General features: G+C 42.5%; 12 protein-coding genes. 5 read left to right on the forward strand and 7 right to left on the reverse strand.

From position 1 onward, the window contains the following. Nucleotides 1-46: 46 nt before the first annotated feature. From ALE3EI_RS07830 to secDF, 3 genes are all read left to right on the forward strand, one after another. Entirely contained in the window at nt 47-1069 is a 1023-nt protein-coding gene (locus ALE3EI_RS07830; protein WP_186987730.1) for a DUF6588 family protein, read from the forward strand. Between the two features lie 110 nt (nt 1070-1179). Further along, complete coding sequence (gene mdh, locus ALE3EI_RS07835) at nt 1180-2106, forward strand: malate dehydrogenase (protein WP_186987731.1); 927 nt, start codon at nt 1180-1182, stop codon at nt 2104-2106. Between the two features lie 157 nt (nt 2107-2263). After that, entirely contained in the window at nt 2264-5281 is a 3018-nt protein-coding gene (secDF, locus tag ALE3EI_RS07840; protein WP_186987732.1) for a protein translocase subunit SecDF, read from the forward strand. Between the two features lie 80 nt (nt 5282-5361). Here the strand turns inward: secDF and ALE3EI_RS07845 are convergent, their stop codons facing one another. The 5 genes from ALE3EI_RS07845 to folE all read right to left on the reverse strand — a co-directional run bounded on the left by ALE3EI_RS07845 (nt 5362) and on the right by folE (nt 9161). Beyond that, nucleotides 5362-5850 carry a DUF192 domain-containing protein gene (locus ALE3EI_RS07845; protein WP_186987733.1) on the reverse strand — a complete coding sequence of 163 codons (489 nt, stop codon included), beginning with the start codon at nt 5848-5850 and terminating at the stop codon, nt 5362-5364. Then, nucleotides 5847-6671: a prolipoprotein diacylglyceryl transferase gene (gene lgt, locus ALE3EI_RS07850; RefSeq protein ID WP_186987734.1), complete on the reverse strand. Its 825-nt coding sequence runs from the start codon at nt 6669-6671 to the stop codon at nt 5847-5849. The genes ALE3EI_RS07845 and lgt overlap by 4 nt, the downstream gene beginning before the upstream one ends. A 61-nt stretch (nt 6672-6732) precedes the next feature. Further along, nucleotides 6733-6972, reverse strand: a complete 240-nt coding sequence (gene yidD / locus ALE3EI_RS07855) for a membrane protein insertion efficiency factor YidD (RefSeq protein ID WP_186987735.1) — start codon at nt 6970-6972, stop codon at nt 6733-6735. Between the two features lies 1 nt (nt 6973). Next, complete coding sequence (gene cysS / locus ALE3EI_RS07860; RefSeq protein ID WP_186987736.1) at nt 6974-8458, reverse strand: cysteine--tRNA ligase; 1485 nt, start codon at nt 8456-8458, stop codon at nt 6974-6976. 25 nt (nt 8459-8483) lie between these two features. Then, complete coding sequence (gene folE, locus ALE3EI_RS07865) at nt 8484-9161, reverse strand: GTP cyclohydrolase I FolE (RefSeq protein ID WP_186987737.1); 678 nt, start codon at nt 9159-9161, stop codon at nt 8484-8486. A 149-nt stretch (nt 9162-9310) separates the two neighbouring features. On the opposite strand from folE, the gene ALE3EI_RS07870 reads away from it, so the two are divergent. After that, a complete protein-coding gene (locus tag ALE3EI_RS07870) occupies nt 9311-14959 on the forward strand; it encodes a T9SS type B sorting domain-containing protein (protein ID WP_186987738.1) in 5649 nt (1882 codons plus the stop codon). Between the two features lie 202 nt (nt 14960-15161). Continuing rightward, complete coding sequence (locus tag ALE3EI_RS07875; protein WP_186987739.1) at nt 15162-20864, forward strand: T9SS type B sorting domain-containing protein; 5703 nt, start codon at nt 15162-15164, stop codon at nt 20862-20864. A gap of 76 nt (nt 20865-20940) precedes the next feature. On the opposite strand, the gene ALE3EI_RS07880 is transcribed toward ALE3EI_RS07875, so the two are convergent. Continuing rightward, the gene (locus tag ALE3EI_RS07880) at nt 20941-22461 is read right to left on the reverse strand and encodes an OmpP1/FadL family transporter (protein ID WP_186987740.1); all 1521 of its coding nucleotides are present in this window, start codon (nt 22459-22461) and stop codon (nt 20941-20943) included. 31 nt (nt 22462-22492) lie between these two features. Continuing rightward, nucleotides 22493-23443, reverse strand: a complete 951-nt coding sequence (locus ALE3EI_RS07885; RefSeq protein WP_186987741.1) for a hypothetical protein — start codon at nt 23441-23443, stop codon at nt 22493-22495. Between the last annotated feature and the right edge of the window lie 27 nt (nt 23444-23470).

A 23470-nucleotide genomic window follows, 5' to 3' on the forward strand; every position in this document is an offset into this window, starting at 1 on the left:
CGCAACAAACGTTGCGGGTTTTTTATTTTGTACAAAAATAATGGCTATGAAAAATATAATGTTTACCCTATGCTTTGTTTCTATAACTTCCTTAAGTGCTCAGGAGAATCTGGAAGATCTGCTCGCTGCAGGTATTGAAGACGCGCAGCGCTTTACCGCAGGCTATATTTCTCCCGCTACCGAAGGGATGATCTACAATACTTCCAACGGCTGGATCAACTCTGCCGAAGTGAAAAAACCGCTTAAATTCGAGATCTCTGTGATCGGGAATGCGACCTTCGTAAAGGACGAACACAAAACATTTACCCTTAATACTGCCGATTATAACAATCTGAAATTTCGTGATGGAAGTACCTCCAAAGAGGTTGCAACCGCCTTTGGTGAAAATGACCCCGACATTCTCGTATTTGCCGAGGTTCAGGATTTTTCCGGGGTTTTTACTGAAGAAGTGGAATTTTTGCTTCCGCAGGGACTAGCATCGGTCAATGTTAATGTATTGCCCACTGCCTTTCTTCAGGCCCGACTGGGTGTTTTAAAGGCTACTGAAGTGAAAGTCAGGTATTTTCCGAAGATAGACCGGGAAGACGTAAAAACCGGATTAGTGGGCTTCGGATTACAACATGAAATAAGTCAATGGTTCCCTGCCGAAAGTGCATTTCCCGTGGCTATTTCCGGATTTGTGGGCTATACCAACGTTTCGGGTAATTACGATTTTACTGATGATGAAGTCATCGATGGGGATAATCAGCAGTTTGATGTGAGTATAAACAGCTGGTTGTTTCAATTGCAAGGATCTACAACAATGCCTGTTTTTAATGTGTACGGCGGATTGGGATATGTTACCGGTACATCAGATTTTGACGTATTAGGAACCTACAGGGTTCGGGCAGGGGTTCCATTCTTTGAAACTACCAACGAATTTACCGATCCTTTTTCGGTAACTAATAAAATTTCAGGCATACGGGCTACCTTGGGCGCAAAATTACAGTTAGGTTTTTTCGGCCTTCATGCCGATTACAATATTGCCGAATACAATAATGTTTCGGTTGGAATGCACTTCGGAATTTAATGTGCTAATTGTTTAACAATTACGTCTGTAAATTGTACTTTTGCACTCAGTTTTTGAAAAGCAATCTTTTCTGAAAGAATTAACCGAAATACTAATATAAAATATAGAAAATGAAAGTAACAGTTGTTGGCGCAGGTGCGGTAGGCGCGAGTTGCGCAGAGTACATCGCCATTAAGGATTTTGCAAGTGAAGTAGTGCTTCTGGATATCAAGGAAGGATATGCCGAAGGGAAAGCGATGGATCTAATGCAGACGGCTTCTTTAAACGGATTTGACACCAAAATTACCGGTACTACAGGCGATTATTCGAAGACTGCAGGAAGTGATATTTGTGTGATCACCAGCGGAATTCCACGTAAACCGGGAATGACTCGTGAGGAACTGATCGGGATCAATGCAGGAATCGTAAAATCGGTTTCTTCCTCTTTGGTTGAGCATTCACCAAATACGATTCTTATCGTTGTGAGCAACCCTATGGATACAATGACTTACCTGGTTCATAAAACCACCGGACTTCCAAAGAACCGTATCATTGGTATGGGTGGAGCGCTAGACAGTGCACGTTTCAAATATCGCTTGGCTGAAGCATTAGGCGCGCCTATCAGTGATGTAGACGGAATGGTGATTGGAGGTCATAGTGATAAAGGAATGGTTCCTTTAACTCGACTTGCAACCCGTAACAGCGTTCCGGTTACTGCGTTTATTTCTGAAGAGCGCCTTGAACAGGTTAAGGAAGATACTAAAGTTGGTGGAGCTACACTTACTAAATTATTGGGAACTTCGGCTTGGTATGCTCCCGGAGCAGCTGTTTCGGGATTAGTACAGGCTATTGCTTGCGATCAGAAAAAAATATACCCCTGTTCCACCTTTTTAGAGGGAGAATACGGACTTTCAGATATATGTATAGGAGTTCCTGTAGTTCTTGGACGTGACGGAATTGAAAAAGTGGTCGAAATAGACTTGACCGATGCCGAAAAGAATCATATGAGCGAAAGTGCCGATGGCGTAAGTGCAACCAACGAATTGCTTGAATTGTAATCATACGGTGGCAGCGAATTTTCCTGCCTTTTGTTATTTATATGGAAGACCGCAATTTGCGGTCTTTTTTTGTTCACATTTAAAAAGAAAATAATTGTCATTTCCTTTTTGAAAAACTATATTTGCACGTTTTTAAAACTATCTAAATACCCATAGAATGCAAAATAAAGGACTTATAACAGTTTTTGCGATATTATTTGGTCTGGTAAGTTTATACCAATTATCGTTTACCTATATCGCCAATCAGGTTGAAGATGATGCCAAAGAATACGCAAGAAGCATGTTTTCTGAAAATGAACCGGACGAACGTTCGCTTGCCGAGGTTAAGTACCTGGATTCCATGGCAACCGAAGAGGTTTTTATGGGGATCGATTATAAAACTGCTGTAGACAAGCAACTTAATAAAGGGTTGGACCTTAAAGGAGGGATCAACGTAATTCTTCAGGTTTCAGTGCAGGATATTCTCCGCGGACTGGCCAACAACTCCAAGGACCCTGCTTTCAATCAGGCACTCGCCAACGCGGTTGAACTTCAGAAGCAATCACAGGAAACTTATCTTGAATCTTTTTTCAGAGCATTCGAAGCCATACCGGGAGACAACTCTTTGGCATCACCCGATATTTTCTTTAACAAAAATCTGGAAGATGAGATCAATGCTTCTATGAGTAATGAAGAAGTAAAGAGTGTTATCGAAAGAAAATTGGATGAGTCTATCGCCTCGGCTTTTGAAGTATTGAGAAAACGTATCGATAAATTTGGTGTTACACAACCTAACATCCAGCGTTTAGGAAATTCGGGGAGAATTCTCGTGGAACTACCCGGAGCAAAAGATATTGAAAGAACCAAGGATCTTTTAGTGCAAACGGCACAATTGGAATTCTGGGAAGTTTTTAAAGCAGATCAGTTTCAGAATTTCTTTATTGAAGCAGATGCCAAGATTAAGGAACTGGCAAAACCGGAAACCGACTCTTCAGTCACCGATACTACTAAGGTTGAAGATGACGATATTACAGAGCTCCTTGTTGATGAAGCCGACCAGGATGATGCTTCTGCAGACCCTTCAAAGGCAAATCCGCTACTTTCTAGAATATCGTTTGGAACTCCCGGATATCCGGTAATCGCGACCGTAGAAAGCAAGGATGTAAATAAAGTAAAAGAATATCTTGCGATGCCTCAGGTTCGTCAACTGTTGCCGGCAGAGCTTCGTTATGCAAAGTTTGTTTGGGGATTACCCAGCACGATCGAAACAGCTAACAACGGTACTTTAGAAGTTGTTGAATTATATGCCCTTCAGGGGAACAGAGAGAACGAACCCCCTTTAAGTGGTGGGGTAGTTACCGACGCCGCTCAGTCTTACGACCAGGCAAGTCGGGTATCGGTAGATATGCAAATGAACGGTAAGGGTGCTAAGATCTGGGAAGAGATGACCGGTAAAGCATATACCAATCAAAGTCAGATTGCCATCGTACTCGATGATATCGTTTATTCGGCTCCGGGAGTAACTTCAGGGCCAATTGCCGGAGGACGTAGTTCGATTACAGGAGACTTCAGTATTACCGAAGGTCAGGATCTCGCGAATGTTCTTAGAGCGGGTAAGTTGCCTGCGAGAGCGGAGATCATTCAGGCTGAGGTTGTGGGACCAACTTTAGGTCAGGAAGCTATCGATAGCGGAATACTTTCGTTCCTTATTGCACTTGGATTCGTATTGTTGTGGATGATATTTTACTACGGAAAGGCAGGTGTTTTTGCCGATGTTGCCTTGGTAGTGAACATCCTTTTTATCTTCGGGATCTTAGCCGGACTTGGTGCGGTGCTAACCTTACCTGGTATCGCCGGTATTGTCTTGACCATTGGTATCTCGGTAGATGCGAACGTACTTATCTTTGAAAGGATACGGGAAGAACTCGCAAAGGGGAAAGCACAAAAAGATGCAATTAAGGATGGTTTCAACAATGCCCTTTCTTCGATTCTTGATGCGAACATCACAACAGGACTTACCGGTCTTATTCTATTGGTATTTGGTACAGGACCTATTAAAGGATTTGCGACTACTTTACTGATAGGTATTCTTACTTCGTTGTTTACCGCGATCTTTATCACAAGATTGTTTATTGACGGATATACGAAAAACGGAAAACCTTTAACCTGTTCGACATCTATCACGAAGAACCTCTTTAAGAACGTTAATATCAATTTCCTCGGAAAGCGTAAAGTGGCCTATATCATTTCAGGGATATTGCTCTGTCTAAGTTTGGGGTCATTGTTTACCAACGGCCTTAACCAGGGGGTGGATTTTGTTGGAGGTAGAACGTACACGGTGCGTTTTGATAAGGATGTGAATGCTACCGATATTCAGAATGATATGATCGCTGTATTTGGTTCGGCTGAAGCCAAGACCTATGGTGGTGATAATCAGTTAAAAATTACTACTAAATATAAGGTAGATGATTCCGGAACTGAAGTGGATAATGAGATCGAGCAAATGCTTTATGAAGGGTTAAAACCCAACTTACCTGCTACCATGACCTTCGAAGACTTTAAAGGTGATGATGAAGGAAAGACTATAGGTAGAATGGAATATTATAAGGTAAGCCCTACAATTGCAGATGATATCAAGAAATCTTCCTTCTGGGCAGTACTTGGATCTCTTATTGTGGTATTCCTTTATATACTTTTGCGTTTTAGAAGATGGCAATTTAGTTTAGGTGCTGTTGCAGCGGTGTTCCATGATGTGTTGATCGTATTAGGGATATTCTCCCTTACCTATAAGTTCATGCCGTTTAATATGGAGATCGATCAGTCCTTTATTGCGGCGATCCTAACGGTGATCGGATACTCGCTAAACGACACGGTGGTAGTATTTGACCGTATTCGTGAATTCTTTAACGAACATTCCGGTTGGAAGATGAATCGAATCATCAACAGTGCATTAAACAGCACATTGAGTAGAACTTTAAATACCTCTATCACCACACTTATCGTATTATTAACCATCTTTATTTTGGGAGCCGAATCAATTCGCGGATTGATTTTTGCCTTGATCGTGGGTGTGGTAGTAGGTACGTATTCTTCGTTGTTCATCGCAACGCCGGTATTCTTTGATACTGTGAAAAAGCGTGGAATTGATCTCACCGATAAGTCTAAAGAGGAGGAGTCTGAAGAAGAGAAGAAATAATTGGTTTCGTATTGAAATCAACAAAAAAGTCCGCTGCATTTGCAGCGGACTTTTTTTGTTTCTAATAGTTTTAATTTACATTATTGTCTGGTCCAATCTACGAGATCACCTTTTTTGATACCCCATTTATCACTTAAACCGGCATTGACCTCCAGTACGTATTTTGCAGGACCTTCCGAAGGAATAGTCGTGGTATTAAAGGGAACCGCATTCTTCGCAATATTCACGATCTTTTTATCACTGTTAATATAAATGATATCTAAAGCGAATTCGGTATTTTTCATATAAAAGCCCCGTTTCACTTCCTCATCAAAAATAAAGAGCATCCCCTTATCATTATCCATGGATTTCCGGTACATCAATCCGGTACGTGTCTGATAGTCATCATCGGCGATTTCTATTTCAAGATTCGCGACTATAGAGTCGTTTTCATTTTTTATAAGGACCAGTTCACCTTCCTTAGTAAACGTAACTTCCTTTGTAAGCGATTGCGATTGTGTTTTTTCTTTGCAGCCTTCAGAAAGGCCTATAAATGCTGCTAAAACCAGCGGTATCCAAATTCTTTTCATGCTTCGTATCGATTGTTATAAGATCGCCAAATAAAGTAAAAACCTGCCAATACCAGTGGAATACTTAATAACTGTCCGGTATTGAGGTACCAATCCTCTCTGCCTACCACCTGTGCTTCCTTAACAAATTCGACAAAGAAACGGATAGACCAGAGTATAACAAGGAATACCCCAAAAATAAAGCCTAGTTGTTTACTTTTTTCAGTTTTCCAGTAGATATAATAAAGTAAGATAAACAGAATGACACACCCCGCCGATTCGTATAACTGCGCAGGATGTCTTGGAAAGGTTTCATTAAGTTGGGCAAAAATAACTCCATAATCACTGCCGGTAGGTTTCCCGATAATTTCAGAATTAATAAAATTCCCTAATCTGATAAAAATTCCCCCACAGGTTACTGCAATAACGATGCGATCCAGAACCCATAAAACCGGTTTTTTGATCACCCGTTTCGCATAAATAAACATGGCGATAATAATGGAAATAGCAGCACCGTGACTTGCAAGCCCCTGAAATCCGGTAAATTCAAATTCGGGTACTGTTCGTATGGGAAGTAAGATGGACAATGGGTCCTCAGTGATTAATTCGGGCTGATAGAAGATCACATGACCTAGTCGTGCCCCCAATAAGGTGGCAATGACCATATAGATAAAAAGACTGTCGAGCTTTTCCTGTGATTCTCCTTCATTCTTATAGATTCGTTTGGTGATAAACCAACCCAGTGTAAATGCTATAACGAACATTAAACTGTAATATCTGATCATAAAAAAACCCAGATCGATCCCTTCTGCAGGATCCCAAACGAAACTTAAATAGTGCATAGTTTTATTTTAAGAAGGGTAAATATACTAAAAAACGAATCTGTATTTTTTGATTTATAGATTAGATTTCTTCTTCAGAACCGGGTACCGGATCATAGCCGGAGCCACCCCAGGGCTGACAGCTGCCAATTCGTTTTAACGCAAGCCACCCGCCTTTGAAAAGACCGTGAATTTTAAGTGCTTCTATGGTATAATGTGAACAAGTAGGGGTATATCTGCAAGTTGATGGTGTGAGCGGAGAAATTAGAACCTGATACCCTCTTACCAAAATAATAAAAGGATATGTGAGTACCTTTTTCATCTTAGTTGAGCGAGTAGGTAGTCCCGTCTTTTCCGTCCTTTAATTGAATACCCACTTCCAGCAAAGAATCCCGTATTTTATCACTTGTTGCAAAATCCTTATTGGCTCTGGCATCGTTTCTAAGTTGAATAAGTAAATCGATCGCCCCTTCCAGTTTTTCTCCGCTTCCGTTGTTTTCGGACGCTACATCAACGAGTCCGAGTACATCAAAAATAAAATCCGACATCGTTTGTTTAAGTAATTTGAGGTCTTCTACAGTAATACTTCCGGAGCCGTGCTTGACCGAATTTATAAAGGTAGCACCTTCAAATAATTGCGCGATGAGGATAGGACTGTTAAAATCATCGTTCATGGCATCATAGCAAGATTGCTTCCATTGGGCTATGTTCATGCTGCTTTCTTCGGAAGTATCTAAACTTTCAATACTTCGGAAGGCATCCATTAAGCGATTAAATCCTTTTTCTGAAGCCAGCAAAGCGTCATTCGAAAAATCTAGAATACTTCCGTAATGCGCTTGATACATAAAAAATTTAGCTACAGCAGGTGAAAAAGCCTTACTCAGTATATCGTTGTCTCCGGTGAACAATTCTGAAGGTAAAATATTATTCCCGGTTGATTTCGCCATTTTTTTACCGTTTAAAGTAAGCATATTGGTATGCATCCAATAGTTGACCGGTGATTTTTTTGTACTTGCTTCGGCCTGAGCGATCTCACATTCGTGATGCGGAAACTTAAGGTCCATGCCGCCTCCGTGAATATCGAATTGATCCCCCAAGTATTTAGTGCTCATGGCAGTACATTCGAGATGCCAACCGGGAAATCCATCACTCCAGGGAGATGGCCAGCGCATAATATGTTGCGGTTCTGCTTTCTTCCAAAGTGCAAAATCCTGCGGATTTTTCTTTTCGCTTTGAGCTGCTAGTTCGCGCGTATTAGTCACCATGTCTTCGAGCTGTCTTCCACTTAATTTTCCGTAGGCATTATCTTCATTGAACTTCATGACATCGAAATATACCGAACCGTTCTTTTCATAGGCGTAACCTTCGGCCATGATCTTTTCCACGATTCTTATTTGTTCGAAAATATGGCCAGTGGCCGTAGGTTCTATACTGGGTGGCAACGCATTGAATTTTGCCATGATCGTATGGAAGTCAACGGTGTATTTCTGAACCACTTCCATAGGTTCCAGTTGTTCGATTCGTGCTTTTTTTAAGATAGGATCTTCGCCACTTTCTCCATCATTCTCAAGGTGCCCTGCATCGGTAATATTGCGTACATAACGAACTTTATATCCAAGGTGAGTAAGATAGCGGTATACGAGATCAAAAGAAAGAAACGTGCGGCAATTTCCCATATGTACATTACTGTAAACCGTAGGTCCACAGACATACAATCCTATTGCGCCTTCGTGAATAGGCGTGAAGAGCTCTTTAGATTTGGTAAGGGAATTGTGTATATAAAGCTGCTGTTTCTCGTAACGTTTCATTATGTACTTCTGAAGGTATGACTTGTTAAAATTCAGTATTTAGCTGAATATAATCTAAAAAATCCCGGCGAACTTCTGCGTTTTTAAAGACACCGCCAAATTCGCTGGTTACCGTACTGCTGTCGATATCCCGGATTCCTCTCGAATTAACGCATAGGTGTTTGGCATCGATCACACAAGCTACATCGTCGGTGTTCAATACCTGTTGTAATTCTTTTACGATTTGCATGGTTAGCCGCTCTTGCACCTGAGGTCGTTTCGCAAAATAATCGACAATTCGGTTCATTTTTGATAGCCCAACAACCGTTCCGTTAGAAATATAAGCGATATGTGCCTTCCCAACTATTGGTAGCAGGTGATGCTCGCAGGTAGAATATAGCGTGATGTTCTTTTCAACCAGCATTTCTCCGTATTTATATTTATTTTCAAAAGTAGAGGCCTTAGGCTTTCTATCGGGATGTAATCCACCAAAAAGCTCCTGTACAAACATTTTTGCTACACGGGAGGGCGTACCTTTAAGACTATCGTCATTCAAGTCCAGACCGAGAGTAACCATTATATTTTGAACATCTTTTTTTATTTTGGCAATTTTTTCGATGTCGCTTAGCTCAAAAGCATCAGGGCGCAACGGAGTGTCGGTAGAAGTTCCAACGTGGTCGTTTCCAAATGACTCTATATCTTTCAGCTGCTTTTCCAAATCCATAAAAATAAAGTTACGTATGTAAAATACAAGGTGCAAAGATACGCATTCAAGCTATGCTATAAAAAATTGAATCTTACTATTTTTAAGAATTGAAACCCTAACAATTTCATAAAATTTTCTTAATTTTCCGCGATTATAGAAAATTGAATATGAAAAAGATGTACCCCACGACATTCTTAGCGTTTTTTGCGTTCTTATTTTTGAGTATAAACGTATTCTCTCAAGGAGGAACCTGTTCGGTAATAGAGCCATTTTGCGCTGGAGATCAGTCATTAATTTTTGCGAATTGTAATAATACAGATCCGAGTTGTAATGCTACTGCAGAGCCCGGTCCCGATTATGGCTGTCTTGGAACACAACCCTATCCGGCATGGTTTTATTTGCAGGTTGATCAATCCGGAAATTTAAATTTTCAAATTGTTCAGAATACCTCCTTCGATATTAACGGTAATCCAACCGGGACAGGATTGGATGTCGATTTCATCTGTTGGGGACCCTTTAATCAGGGTGACAACCTTTGTGATTATACGCAACTTCAATCTTTTAACGAGATCGCATGTAGTTTTTCTCCCGCTCCTGTAGAGAATTTTACCATCCCCGGGGCAGTATCCGGACAAATCTATGTTCTTGTAATTACAAATTATAATCAAAGCGCGGGCTTTATCAAGCTCGAGCAGACAAATGCCGGTCAGCCGGGTGCAGGATCTACAGATTGTTCCATTTTAACTACTCAGACTGGGTGTGAGGGTGAAACTTTTACCTTAGACGCCAGCGAATTAGATGCGACTAATTACCTGTGGGAATATGATGATGGAACCGGGTTTGTCACAATTTTTAATGGTGATTTTCCAGTAATCAATGTGACGGGAGCCGGTGACTATAGGGTAACCATAACATTTGCTTCCGGGACACCTCAAATTCGGGAATTCCAGGTAGTAATTCTACCTACTCCGGTTATTGCAAGTCCTCCTAATAATCTAGTACAGTGTGATGACGGTATAAATACAGGAGTATTTGATCTTACCGTGAATGATGCCGTTGTCCTCGGTGCGCAGGATCCGGCCGAATTTAATGTTACGTATCACAATACTCCCGATGATGCTTTTGCAGGAAGTAATCCTATTAATCCGGCTAACGCTTATCCGATAGCAACTCCTCCGCTGGAAACGATTTATCTTCGAATAGCCGATCAGACAGGGACATGTTTTGAAACCGATTCCTTTACTATTGAATTTTCGTCTGCAACTGCAGGACCTATGACCGATATTATTGCTTGTGATGACGGGAGTGGCACCACAAGTCTGGATCTTGTTGCCTTAAAGGACGCCGAAGCTCTTGGAGCACAAAGTCCCGATGCTTTTACGGTTACCTATCACGCATCGCAGGCGGAGGCCGATGCCGGAATAAATGCCCATCCCAATCCATATACCGCGACTGCTCCTCAGGAAACGATCTTTGTAAGAGTTGAAAATAATGATACGCCCACTTGCTATGGGACGGATAGTTTCGTGGTCGATATATTTGAAACACCGACGGCTAATCAGCCTAGCCCTATAGTTCTTTGTGATGAAGCACCTAACGATGGTCTTGCCGAATTTGATCTTACTATAAGAGACAATCAAATAACCGGAGGTAATCCTAATGCTGTGGTATTCTACTATATCACTTTGGGCGCAGCTCAGGCCGGATTGGATCCTATTCCAACCCCTACTGCCTGGACTAATACTGTTCCAAATTTTCAAACAATATACGCCAGAGTAGAGAATGTAAATAACCCGGACTGTTTTAGTATTACCTCATTGGTACTTCAAGTCGACGATGCTCCCTCGATTACTGATCCCATTAGTGATTATTTTATATGCGACAATGATCAGGATGGATTTGAGGTTTTTGATCTCACGAGTAAGGATTCAGAGATCTTGAACATATTGGTTAATGTTACTTTGACCTATCACACCTCACAGGCTGATGCTTTGGGTGGTACTAATGCTATTGCGAATCCGACCAATTATGTAAGTGGTGGTGAACTTATCTGGGTACGTGCTGAGAATAGTGCGGGCTGTGTTACTGTGGGTAGTTTTGGGTTGATTTTGGGTGATATTCCGATGTTTGTTGAAGTGGATGAGTTTGAGCAGTGTGATAATGATAGTGATGGTTTAGAGGATTTTGATCTCAACAGTCAGAATGCTACCATAGTGGGTGGTAATTTGAATTTGAGTGTTAGTTATCATCCTACTTTGGGTGATGCTCAGGGGGATAGTAATCCTTTGGGTATTCCTTATACCAGTGCTGGTGGTGAGTTTATATGGGTACGTGTTGAGGATAATATGACGGGTTGTTATGGGACCTTTGAGATGGAGTTGATCGTTTTGATGGCTCCTGAGATCTTTGAGCCCGATCCTTTGACCTATTGTGATGATGACAATGATGGTTTTGGTGAGTTTACCTTAACGGATGCCGATGAGGATGTTGTCAACGGGAATCCATCGGGGAATTTGGTGGTGAGTTATCATGAGACGTTGGCCGATGCACAAAATGGGGTCAATGCCTTAAGTAGTCCGTATACGAACGTGGATCCTTTTACTCAGACGCTTTATGTTCGTTTGCTGGATCTGGCTACGGGTTGTTACAGTACTACGACCTTGCTTTTGATCGTACAGGACAGTCCTTTGATCAATGATCCTGCTGCTTTGGTGCTGTGTGATGACGATGGAGATGGTGTTGAGATCTTCGATCTCACCCAGGTGGAGCCAGAGGTGTTAGGTTCTTTGGATCCTGCCAATTATACCATTAGTTATTATGAGGATCCAGCCCTTACCATTGCCATAGTCAATACCACGGCCTATCCCAATATAAGTAATCCTCAGACGATTCATATTGTTGTTGAGGATATTGCCAATGGGTGCCAGGGTCTCACGACGGTGGAACTTATTGTGAATTTGCCTCCTTCCCTTGTTGCTCCTACGCCTTTGGAGCTTTGTGATGTTAACAATCCCGGGGATGAGATGGAGGCCTTTAATTTAGAGAGTAAGACCTTTGAGATCACCGGTGGTGATCCTACCATTGTTATCACCTATCATGAGACGCAAGGGGATGCCGATGCGGGTATTAATGCGCTCAATAGTCCTTATGTGAATACGGTTCCTCAGCCTCAGACGATCTATATACGTGCTGTTGGTGGGGGTACGGGTTGTGTGGTGAGTCAGGGCTTTACTCTGGATCTGGTTGTGAATCCTTTGCCTTCTCCTGTCACGCCGACTCCTTTGGAGGTTTGTGATGTGAACAATGATGGATTTGCGATGTTCGATCTCACGAGTAAGGATGCTGAGATCATTGCGGGTGAGCCGGGTGTTATTTTAAGTTATCATGAGACACTTTCGGATGCGAATTTGGGTATTTTTCCTTTGAGTAGTCCGTATCAGAATATAGTTGCAGGTATGCAGACGGTGTATGCGCGTGCGGAGTATGGTGTGTCTAATCCCCCTCCCAACAATACGGGCTGTTTTAGGGTTGTTGAGTTGGATCTTATTGTGTTGCCTACCCCTGTTGTTCCGTTGAATTTGGATCCGCTTATCCTCTGTGATGTGGATGGCAATGGCAGTGAGGTTTTTGATCTCACCCAGCGTGCGGCAGATATTTACGGCACTCAGGATCCCTCCCTGTATAGTCTTACCTACCATGAGAGTTTGGCAGCTGCTCAGGCGGGTACTCCCTTTATAGGCAGTCCCCAGTCCTATACGAATTTGAGCAATCCACAGACGATCTATGTTCGTTTAGAGGATAATTCCTCGGGATGTTTTAAGATCGGTCAGTTTGAGTTGCAGACCCCTTCGGGTCCTGCGGTGACTCAGCCTACGCCTTTGAGTGTTTGTGATGATGTTGGTGAGCCCTGGGATGGTATTTCGGTATTTGATCTTACGGTAAAGAACGATGAGATCACCGGTGGTGCTTTGGGTGTTGGGGTGCGATACTATGAGACGTTGGCCGATGCTCAGAATGATGAGAATGTTATCGATCCCGATACGGCCTATACGAATTTGACCAATCCACAGACCTTGTATGTTCGTGTGAGTGATGGTAATACGGGATGTGTCAATACCACTACGACCTTAACGCTTCGCGTGAGTGCCAATCCGGACCCCGAGGCTCCCGATGCCTTATCGCTTTGTGATGTGAATGACCCGGGTGATGGGGTAGAGGTGTTCGATCTAACGGTTGTTGAGGCACAGATCTTAGATGGTGAGACCTGGGATGTTAGTTATCATGAGAGTTATGATGATGCCTTTGCGGGGGTCAATGCTATTGTTGATCCTACCCTGTACAGCAATTTAAGCAATCCACAGACGATCTACATTCGTGTGACCAACAATACGATCCCTGAGGCTTGTTTTGAGATCGTTACCTTGGAGCTTATTGTAAATCCGCTTCCTGATGCGAGTGTTGTTATAAGTGATTATATCATTTGTGAGGTTCCTTCCAATGGTATGGCCTTGTTTGATCTAAGCAGTAAGATCCCTGAGATCTTAGGGGGTCAGGATCCTTCAGTTTTTGTGGTTAGTTTCTATGAGAGTCAGGTTGAGGCCCAGGGGATGCTCAATCCGATACAAAATACTACGGCCTATCCCAATAGTACGAATCCACAGACGATCTATGTTGGGATCTTAAACAGTCAGACGGGTTGTTATGTTGCTACCCAGAGTTTTGACCTAGAGGAGCGTGAGGGTGCTGTTGCCAATACTCCTGCTGCACCGTATGAGATATGTGATAATCTGGGAGATAACGATGGCATCGGGGAGTTTACCTTAGATGGCAGCACTGTGGAATCTCAGGCGCTTATCGATGAGATCCTGGCGGGTCAGGATCCTTCGGTGTACTTGCTTAGTTTCTATGAGAGTCTCTCCAATGCTCAGACGGCCACAGATCCTTTGGCTGGCACTTATGTGAATGTTATCAATCCCCAGGTGATCTATGCTCGTGTTGACAATAGTGATACGGAGTGTTTTGAGATCACTCAGGTGATCTTAAAGGTGGAGCAGCTTCCCGAGCTTACCCTGGAGGAGAGTTATCGTTTGTGTGTGGATGCCAATGGGAATCCTATTCCAGAGGAAGAGGGTGCTTTGTCACCTCCTGTGATCGATACGGGACTTGATGCTTCGCTCTACAGTTTTGAGTGGTATTTCAACGGTGAGATCATCTTGGGTCAGAGTGATCCGTTTATCACGGCCCTGGAAGGGGGTACCTATAGTGTGATAGTGACCGAGTTGGATAGTGGATGTAGTACAGAGGGTGTTACCACGGTGGTGCTTTCTTCGCCTCCTTTGGAATATGAGGTATTGGTCTCTGAGGCATTCTCATCGAGTCATACCATTACGGTGAATGTGACCCAGGGCTTGGGTGAATGGGTGTATCAATTGGATGATGGTGTCTTTCAGGTGGAGAATGTCTTTGATGGGGTATTACCGGGGACACATCTGGTGACCATCAAGGATGCCAATGGGTGTGGTAGTGTAACCGTTGAAGTTGGGATCGTTGATTATCCAAGGTTTGTCACACCCAATCAGGATGGCTATCACGATACGTGGAACATCATTGGTATTGCCGATAGTGACCCTACGGCAAAAATTTATATATTTGACAGGTTTGGAAAATTGTTAAAGCAGATCAGTCCCCTTGGCGAGGGCTGGGATGGTACCTATAACGGGAATCCATTACCGTCGAGTGATTACTGGTTCTTGGTGGAATACAAAGAAGACGACACCACCAAAGAGTTCAGAGGTCATTTTACCTTAAAGAGATAATCTAAACAATACAAGTATATTAAACAAAATACCCTGTGATCCAATCACAGGGTATTTTGCTTAATGCAGGAAAAGTAAAAAACGAAAGCGATACACGGCTCATTTATTGATTTTTTACCTCGCCTTTTTGATTAAAATTCAATATATTACGCAGTTATTTTTGCAAAAAATAATTAAATTAGATCAATTATACTAACTGTCTATGAAAAAAATTACTCTTCTAGTTTTTCTAATTCTTTCATATTGCGCTCTGGCGCAGCCTGTCACATTATTTCAACAATTTAATGGTCAATACGATTTTACGGCATTTGGAAATACGCTAAACACAGCCGAAAATGGAGGGGGAGCATGTACTGTTCTTAGCTCGAGTAGCGCCAACCTTAATCTCTTACCTACACAAACGCTTGTTTCAGCACATTTATACTGGGCAGGACCAGAGCCTTCAGACTTATCGGTTGTACTCAATGGAGCTGAAGTAGTAGCTTCAAGGACATTTTCATATAATTTTGGTACAAATTCGTTTTTTGCGGCTTACGCAGATGTTACTAATATCGTGGCAGCCAACGGTAATGGAATGTATACCTTATCTGATTTAAATCTCAACACAAACTGCAGTACCGGAACCAACTTTGGTGGCTGGGCTATTACAGTAATTTATGAAGATCTGTCACTTACCTTAAATCAGATTAGCTTGTTCGACGGCCTTGAAGGGGTATCCTCATCCAATCCTAGCCTAGAAATTGTTTTAACCAATATCGATATCGCCAGTGAAGATCTTGCCAAGATCGGTTTTACTGCCTGGGAAGGTGATGCGGGACTAGCTGTTAATGAAACATTACTCATCAATGGAAACCTGATTGATAATCCGCCTTTAAATCCAGGCAATAACGCATTTAATGGAACTAATAGTTATACAGGAAGTAACACCATGTACAATATGGATCTCGATTTCTATGATATTGAGAATGTTGTAATGCCCGGGGATACAGAAATAACAATTAACTTAACCTCAGGGCAGGATCTTGTAATGATCAATAATGTGATCACCAGTGTGAATTCTGAACTTCCGGATGCTACGATCACAATTGACGACCTCGGGGTTCTATGCGAAAATAATACTATAGAAGTAGATTATACTGTCTTTAATACCAATAGTACAGCATTGTTACCAGTAGATACTCCTATCGCATTTTATGCCGATAATGTTTTGATCGGGCAAACTCAAACTACAGTAGATATCCCTATAAATGGTTCTGAAAGTGGGACCATTGTTTTAAACATACCACCGGGTACCCCAGTAATTTTTACACTTAAGGCTGTTGTGGATGATGATGGAACCGGAAATGGAATCGTAAATGAAACCGACGAATTGAATAACGAATTCGAACTGGTAGTAGATCTCAATTTATTAGCACTTAATCTTGGTCCGGACCGAGAGAGTTGTGTTGGATACATTGAAATATTAGACACTAATATTGATGATCCGCTATTTACCTTTGAATGGTTTTTTAACGGAAATCTTATCGTGGGACAAAACAACCCTACATTACCGGTTACGAATACGGGGACCTATAAAGTTGAAGCATTTAAAGGAATTTGTTTTGTTGAAGACGAAATTTTTGTAAATTTTAATGCGCTTCCTGTTGCAGAAGATCCTACACCATTGCAACAATGTGATGAAGTCCCTAATGATGGTTTTGCTGTTTTTGACCTTACTACAAAAGATGCCGAGATAATTAATGGACAGCCAAATACTTTTGTAACTTATTTTACAACCCAGAATAATGCTCAAATTAATTTAGACCCTATCCCGGATCCGACCATGTTTGCGAATACATCCATGGGCTTCCAAACGGTTTATGCTAGACTTGAGCATACATTGGCCGGTTGTTTTGATGTTGTTGATTTAGATTTAATTGTCGACGATGCTCCCTCGATTACTGATCCCATTAGTGATTATTTTATATGCGACAATGATCAGGATGGATTTGAGGTTTTTGATCTCACGAGTAAGGATTCAGAGATCTTGAACATATTGGTTAATGTTACTTTGACCTATCACACCTCGCAGGCTGATGCTTTGGGTGGTACTAATGCTATTGCGAATCCGACCAATTATGTAAGTGGTGGTGAACTTATCTGGGTACGTGCTGAGAATAGTGCGGGCTGTGTTACTGTGGGTAGTTTTGGGTTGATTTTGGGTGATATTCCGATGTTTGTTGAAGTGGATGAGTTTGAGCAGTGTGATAATGATGGTGATGGTTTAGAGGATTTTGATCTCAACAGTCAGAATGCTACCATAGTGGGTGGTAATTTGAATTTGAGTGTTAGTTATCATCCTACTTTGGGTGATGCTCAGGGGGATAGTAATCCTTTGGGTATTCCTTATACCAGTGCTGGTGGTGAGTTTATATGGGTACGTGTTGAGGATAATATGACGGGTTGTTATGGGACCTTTGAGATGGAGTTGATCGTTTTGATGGCTCCTGAGATCTTTGAGCCCGATCCTTTGACCTATTGTGATGATGACAATGATGGTTTTGGTGAGTTTACCTTAACGGATGCCGATGAGGATGTTGTCAACGGGAACCCATCGGGGAATTTGGTGGTGAGTTATCATGAGACGTTGGCCGATGCACAAAATGGGGTCAATGCCTTAAGTAGTCCGTATACGAACGTGGATCCTTTTACTCAGACGCTTTATGTTCGTTTGCTGGATCTGGCTACGGGTTGTTACAGTACTACGACCTTGCTTTTGATCGTACAGGACAGTCCTTTGATCAATGATCCTGCTGCTTTGGTGCTGTGTGATGACGATGGAGATGGTGTTGAGATCTTCGATCTCACTCAGGTGGAGCCAGAGGTGTTAGGTTCTTTGGATCCTGCCAATTATACCATTAGTTATTATGAGGATCCTGCCCTTACCATTGCCATAGTCAATACCACGGCCTATCCCAATATAAGTAATCCTCAGACGATTCATATTGTTGTTGAGGATATTGCTAATGGGTGCCAGGGTCTCACGACGGTGGAACTTATTGTGAATTTACCTCCTTCCCTTGTTGCTCCTACGCCTTTGGAGCTTTGTGATGTTAACAATCCCGGGGATGAGATGGAGGCCTTTAATTTAGAGAGTAAGACCTTTGAGATCACCGGTGGTGATCCTACCATTGTTATCACCTATCATGAGACGCAAGGGGATGCCGATGCGGGTATTAATGCGCTCAATAGTCCTTATGTGAATACGGTTCCTCAGCCTCAGACGATCTATATACGTGCTGTTGGTGGGGGTACGGGTTGTGTGGTGAGTCAGGGCTTTACTCTGGATCTGGTTGTGAATCCTTTGCCTTCTCCTGTCACGCCGACTCCTTTGGAGGTTTGTGATGTGAACAATGATGGATTTGCGATGTTCGATCTCACGAGTAAGGATGCTGAGATCATTGCGGGTGAGCCGGGTGTTATTTTAAGTTATCATGAGACACTTTCGGATGCGAATTTGGGTATTTTTCCTTTGAGTAGTCCGTATCAGAATATAGTTGCAGGTATGCAGACGGTGTATGCGCGTGCGGAGTATGGTGTGTCTAATCCCCCTCCCAACAATACGGGCTGTTTTAGGGTTGTTGAGTTGGATCTTATTGTGTTGCCTACCCCTGTTGTTCCGTTGAATTTGGATCCGCTTATCCTCTGTGATGTGGATGGCAATGGCAGTGAGGTTTTTGATCTCACCCAGCGTGCGGCAGATATTTACGGCACTCAGGATCCCTCCCTGTATAGTCTTACCTACCATGAGAGTTTGGCAGCTGCTCAGGCGGGTACTCCCTTTATAGGCAGTCCCCAGTCCTATACGAATTTGAGCAATCCACAGACGATCTATGTTCGTTTAGAGGATAATTCCTCGGGATGTTTTAAGATCGGTCAGTTTGAGTTGCAGACCCCTTCGGGTCCTGCGGTGACTCAGCCTACGCCTTTGAGTGTTTGTGATGATGTTGGTGAGCCCTGGGATGGTATTTCGGTATTTGATCTTACGGTAAAGAACGATGAGATCACCGGTGGTGCTTTGGGTGTTGGGGTGCGATACTATGAGACGTTGGCCGATGCTCAGAATGATGAGAATGTTATCGATCCCGATACGGCCTATACGAATTTGACCAATCCACAGACCTTGTATGTTCGTGTGAGTGATGGTAATACGGGATGTGTCAATACCACTACGACCTTAACGCTTCGCGTGAGTGCCAATCCGGACCCCGAGGCTCCCGATGCCTTATCGCTTTGTGATGTGAATGACCCGGGTGATGGGGTAGAGGTGTTCGATCTAACGGTTGTTGAGGCACAGATCTTAGATGGTGAGACCTGGGATGTTAGTTATCATGAGAGTTATGATGATGCCTTTGCGGGGGTCAATGCTATTGTTGATCCTACCCTGTACAGCAATTTAAGCAATCCACAGACGATCTACATTCGTGTGACCAACAATACGATCCCTGAGGCTTGTTTTGAGATCGTTACCTTGGAGCTTATTGTAAATCCGCTTCCTGATGCGAGTGTTGTTATAAGTGATTATATCATTTGTGAGGTTCCTTCCAATGGTATGGCCTTGTTTGATCTAAGCAGTAAGATCCCTGAGATCTTAGGGGGTCAGGATCCTTCAGTTTTTGTGGTTAGTTTCTATGAGAGTCAGGTTGAGGCCCAGGGGATGCTCAATCCGATACAAAATACTACGGCCTATCCCAATAGTACGAATCCACAGACGATCTATGTTGGGATCTTAAACAGTCAGACGGGTTGTTATGTTGCTACCCAGAGTTTTGACATAGAGGAGCGTGAGGGTGCTGTTGCCAATACTCCTGCTGCACCGTATGAGATATGTGATAATCTGGGAGATAACGATGGCATCGGGGAGTTTACCTTAGATGGCAGCACTGTGGAATCTCAGGCGCTTATCGATGAGATCCTGGCGGGTCAGGATCCTTCGGTGTACTTGCTTAGTTTCTATGAGAGTCTCTCCAATGCTCAGACGGCCACAGATCCTTTGGCTGGCACCTATGTGAATGTTATCAATCCCCAGGTGATCTATGCCCGTGTTGACAATAGTGATACGGAGTGTTTTGAGATCACTCAGGTGATCTTAAAGGTGGAGCAGCTTCCCGAGCTTACCCTGGAGGAGAGTTATCGTTTGTGTGTGGATGCCAATGGGAATCCTATTCCAGAGGAAGAGGGTGCTTTGTCACCTCCTGTGATCGATACGGGACTTGATGCTTCGCTCTACAGTTTTGAGTGGTATTTCAACGGTGAGATCATCTTGGGTCAGAGTGATCCGTTTATCACGGCCCTAGAAGGGGGTACCTATAGTGTGATAGTGACCGAGTTGGATAGTGGATGTAGTACAGAGGGTGTTACCACGGTGGTGCTTTCTTCGCCTCCTTTGGAATATGAGGTATTGGTCTCTGAGGCATTTTCATCGAGTCATACCATCACGGTGAATGTGACCCAAGGCTTGGGTGAATGGGTGTATCAATTGGATGATGGTGTCTTTCAGGTGGAGAATGTCTTTGATGGGGTATTACCGGGGACACATCTGGTGACCATCAAGGATGCCAATGGGTGTGGTAGTGTAACCGTTGAAGTTGGGATCGTTGATTATCCAAGGTTTGTCACACCCAATCAGGATGGCTATCACGATACGTGGAACATCATTGGTATTGCCGATAGTGACCCTACGGCAAAAATTTATATATTTGACAGGTTTGGAAAATTGTTAAAGCAGATCAGTCCCCTTGGCGAGGGCTGGGATGGTACCTATAACGGGAATCCATTACCGTCGAGTGATTACTGGTTCCTGGTGGAATACAAAGAAGACGACACCACCAAAGAGTTCAGAGGTCATTTTACCTTAAAGAGATAATCTAAACAATACAAGTATATTAAACAAAATACCCTGTGATCCAATCACAGGGTATTTTGTTTAATGCAGGAAAATATTACAGGTTAAAACCCAGGGTAAATACGATATTACTAAAGGTACTATCAATAGCTGCACTATCGGTTAATCCAACATCATAGAGTTGTTGATTCCTACTTTGTTCGGCTCGTGAATAAGAGACATCAAAATTATAGTTCCCAAAATTATAACCAAAACCCAATGAAAAACCGGTAGTGTCCCCAATAACAGTTTCATTCTTATACGGACTTTCCTGATAGTTAAATCCACCTCTCAAACTCAATTGGTTTATTCTGTACTCACCTCCAACTCTATACGTAGAGGAAGCCTTCAGCGAATTATCAATGGTAATATTCAGTGGAGCGAATTCGGAAGAGCGATTAGAAGAAAAGCGTGTTTCAGCAAAATTCTTGTAGGAATAGTCAAAACTTATAAGCCCTTGCTTTCCGAAGATATAAGCAGCACTTGCAGTTAACTTTCCCGGGGTTCGCAGATTGTAATTTTCAAAAATGTTTAAAACCCTCGGATCAACGATCTCTGTAGTAGTATTTCCATCTTCGGTTCTGGTTGCTTCAATGTATTGGGTGGTTTCTTCAGAGATTTCGTACCAGGTGGGGGTGTCATAGGTAAACCCCAATCTAAACTCATCTGAAATTTTCCCAATTGCACCAATTTGCGCCGAGAATCCATAGCCCAGTACCGATAGGTTGTTTTCAAAGCCTACTTCGTTTACAAGACTCCCGTTGTTATTATTCGTTTCATATAGAAATGTGCGTTGAACATAATCAATTGAATGCGAGTTCAGGTTTATTCCGAAGAAATAATCATCGCCATATTGTGTAGCAACATTTAAGGTGTATTTTCCGGTGTAACCGTTAGTGGCATACAAATATTCCTGATTAAAATTACCCGGAGCTATATTGGAAATATATTGCGTGTTCATAGGATCTTCAAAATCTACAGGATCAATAATAAAGCTTTGAAAGCCTAAGAATGCATTTTGTGCAGCTACACCCTGAGTTTGTCCTAAAAATGCGTATAGATCGGCAATGCTTTCTCCACTCTGTAGTTGTAAGAGTTCTAATGGTATTCCCTGTGCCTGCGCCAGAAAGTATTCGGCTATAGAAGTATTTCCGTTCCCTTGAATAAACAAATGATCATCGTAATTATTTGTTAAGTTGTAATTCACCCCTATAGTAAATTTTCTCCAGGATGATTCGGTGTCCGGATTATTAAAGACAAATACACCGCCTGCCTGACCTAAATTTACGTCGGTATCGATGCTTCGTGTTAGTGTATTGAAATACCTAGAATCGCTTTCTTTATCTAAGATGGTGATCGAAATGGCTGCGTGATTGTTCAAAAATACAGCACTTCCCGCAGGGTTAATTGCCATAGCCGAAAGATCACCACCTAATGCGCCAAAAGCTCCACTCAACGCATTAAAACGGGCAGTTCCGGTAGTTTCATCCATTCCGTATCGGAGTCCGTCGGAGATTCCTTGTGCGTTCGAATTGGTCATAACACATGCAGCTATGATCAAGAATAGAATTCTTTTCATATAAAAAAATTGAAAGATTTAAGAATGATTTTTAAAGTCCGCCGCCTCTTCTTCCACCGCCGCGACTACCGCCACCTCTTGATCCTGATGATCGCGAGCTACTGCCCGAACTTCTCATAGTTCCGGAGCTTCGATTGCTCGAAGAACGCGTGTTCATACGAGGAGTCGTTGAAGAATTATTCCGCTGCACTCTCGTATTTGAAGGTCGTACAGAATTATTCCTACGTGTGTCTGTACCCGAATTTCTACGCACCGTATTGGAATTTCTTCTTACGGTATTATTAGAAGATCTGCGCACAGAATTATTGTTTGATCTTCGATTTAACTCACTTCGAGTATAGGAACTTCTACGTGTATTTGACGATGAGCGGCCAAGATTGTAATCTATGTTTCTTCTTCCCCGGTTGTACGATGCGTATCCATTATGATAACCTCCATAGTAACCGCCGGCATAATATCCACCCCCATAATAATATGGATAGGGTCGGTAAAAATGGCCATACCCATAATATCCATACCAGTAAGGATGTCCCCAACCATAGCCAATGCTCCAGTAAGGATTATACCAATACGGGTAGAAACCCCAATAGGTCCAATACGGGCTGTGCCAGTAATATCCACCAGTATTATAAACGTTTACGGTGATGTTTTCGGAGTTATTTCCCCAACCACCATAACCGTCGTTATATTCAGATTCTTCGATAACCACATAGCCTTCTTCGTCCAAACTTTCTGTAGTACTATATGCTTCTATATCGGTAAATATTAGATCCTCTTCGGGCAAATTATCGTAATCGTCCTCTTTTGATTCAAAATACTGTTTGTAATAATTTGACTTGTTTGTCGACTCGGCTGTTTCTGTGGTTGCACTTTCTGATGAATAGATACCATCTGTTTCACCATACCCGTTGTTATACGTGCCACAAGAGGTTAATAAAAGGGTGACCACCCCCGTGAGAATCACCGGGATAAATCTTTTCATAGCGTAATTTTTGGTTTGCATAACTAC

The sequence above is a fragment of the Constantimarinum furrinae genome (assembly GCF_014295415.1).
In the GTDB taxonomy this organism is placed as follows: Bacteria; Bacteroidota; Bacteroidia; order Flavobacteriales; family Flavobacteriaceae; genus Constantimarinum; species Constantimarinum furrinae.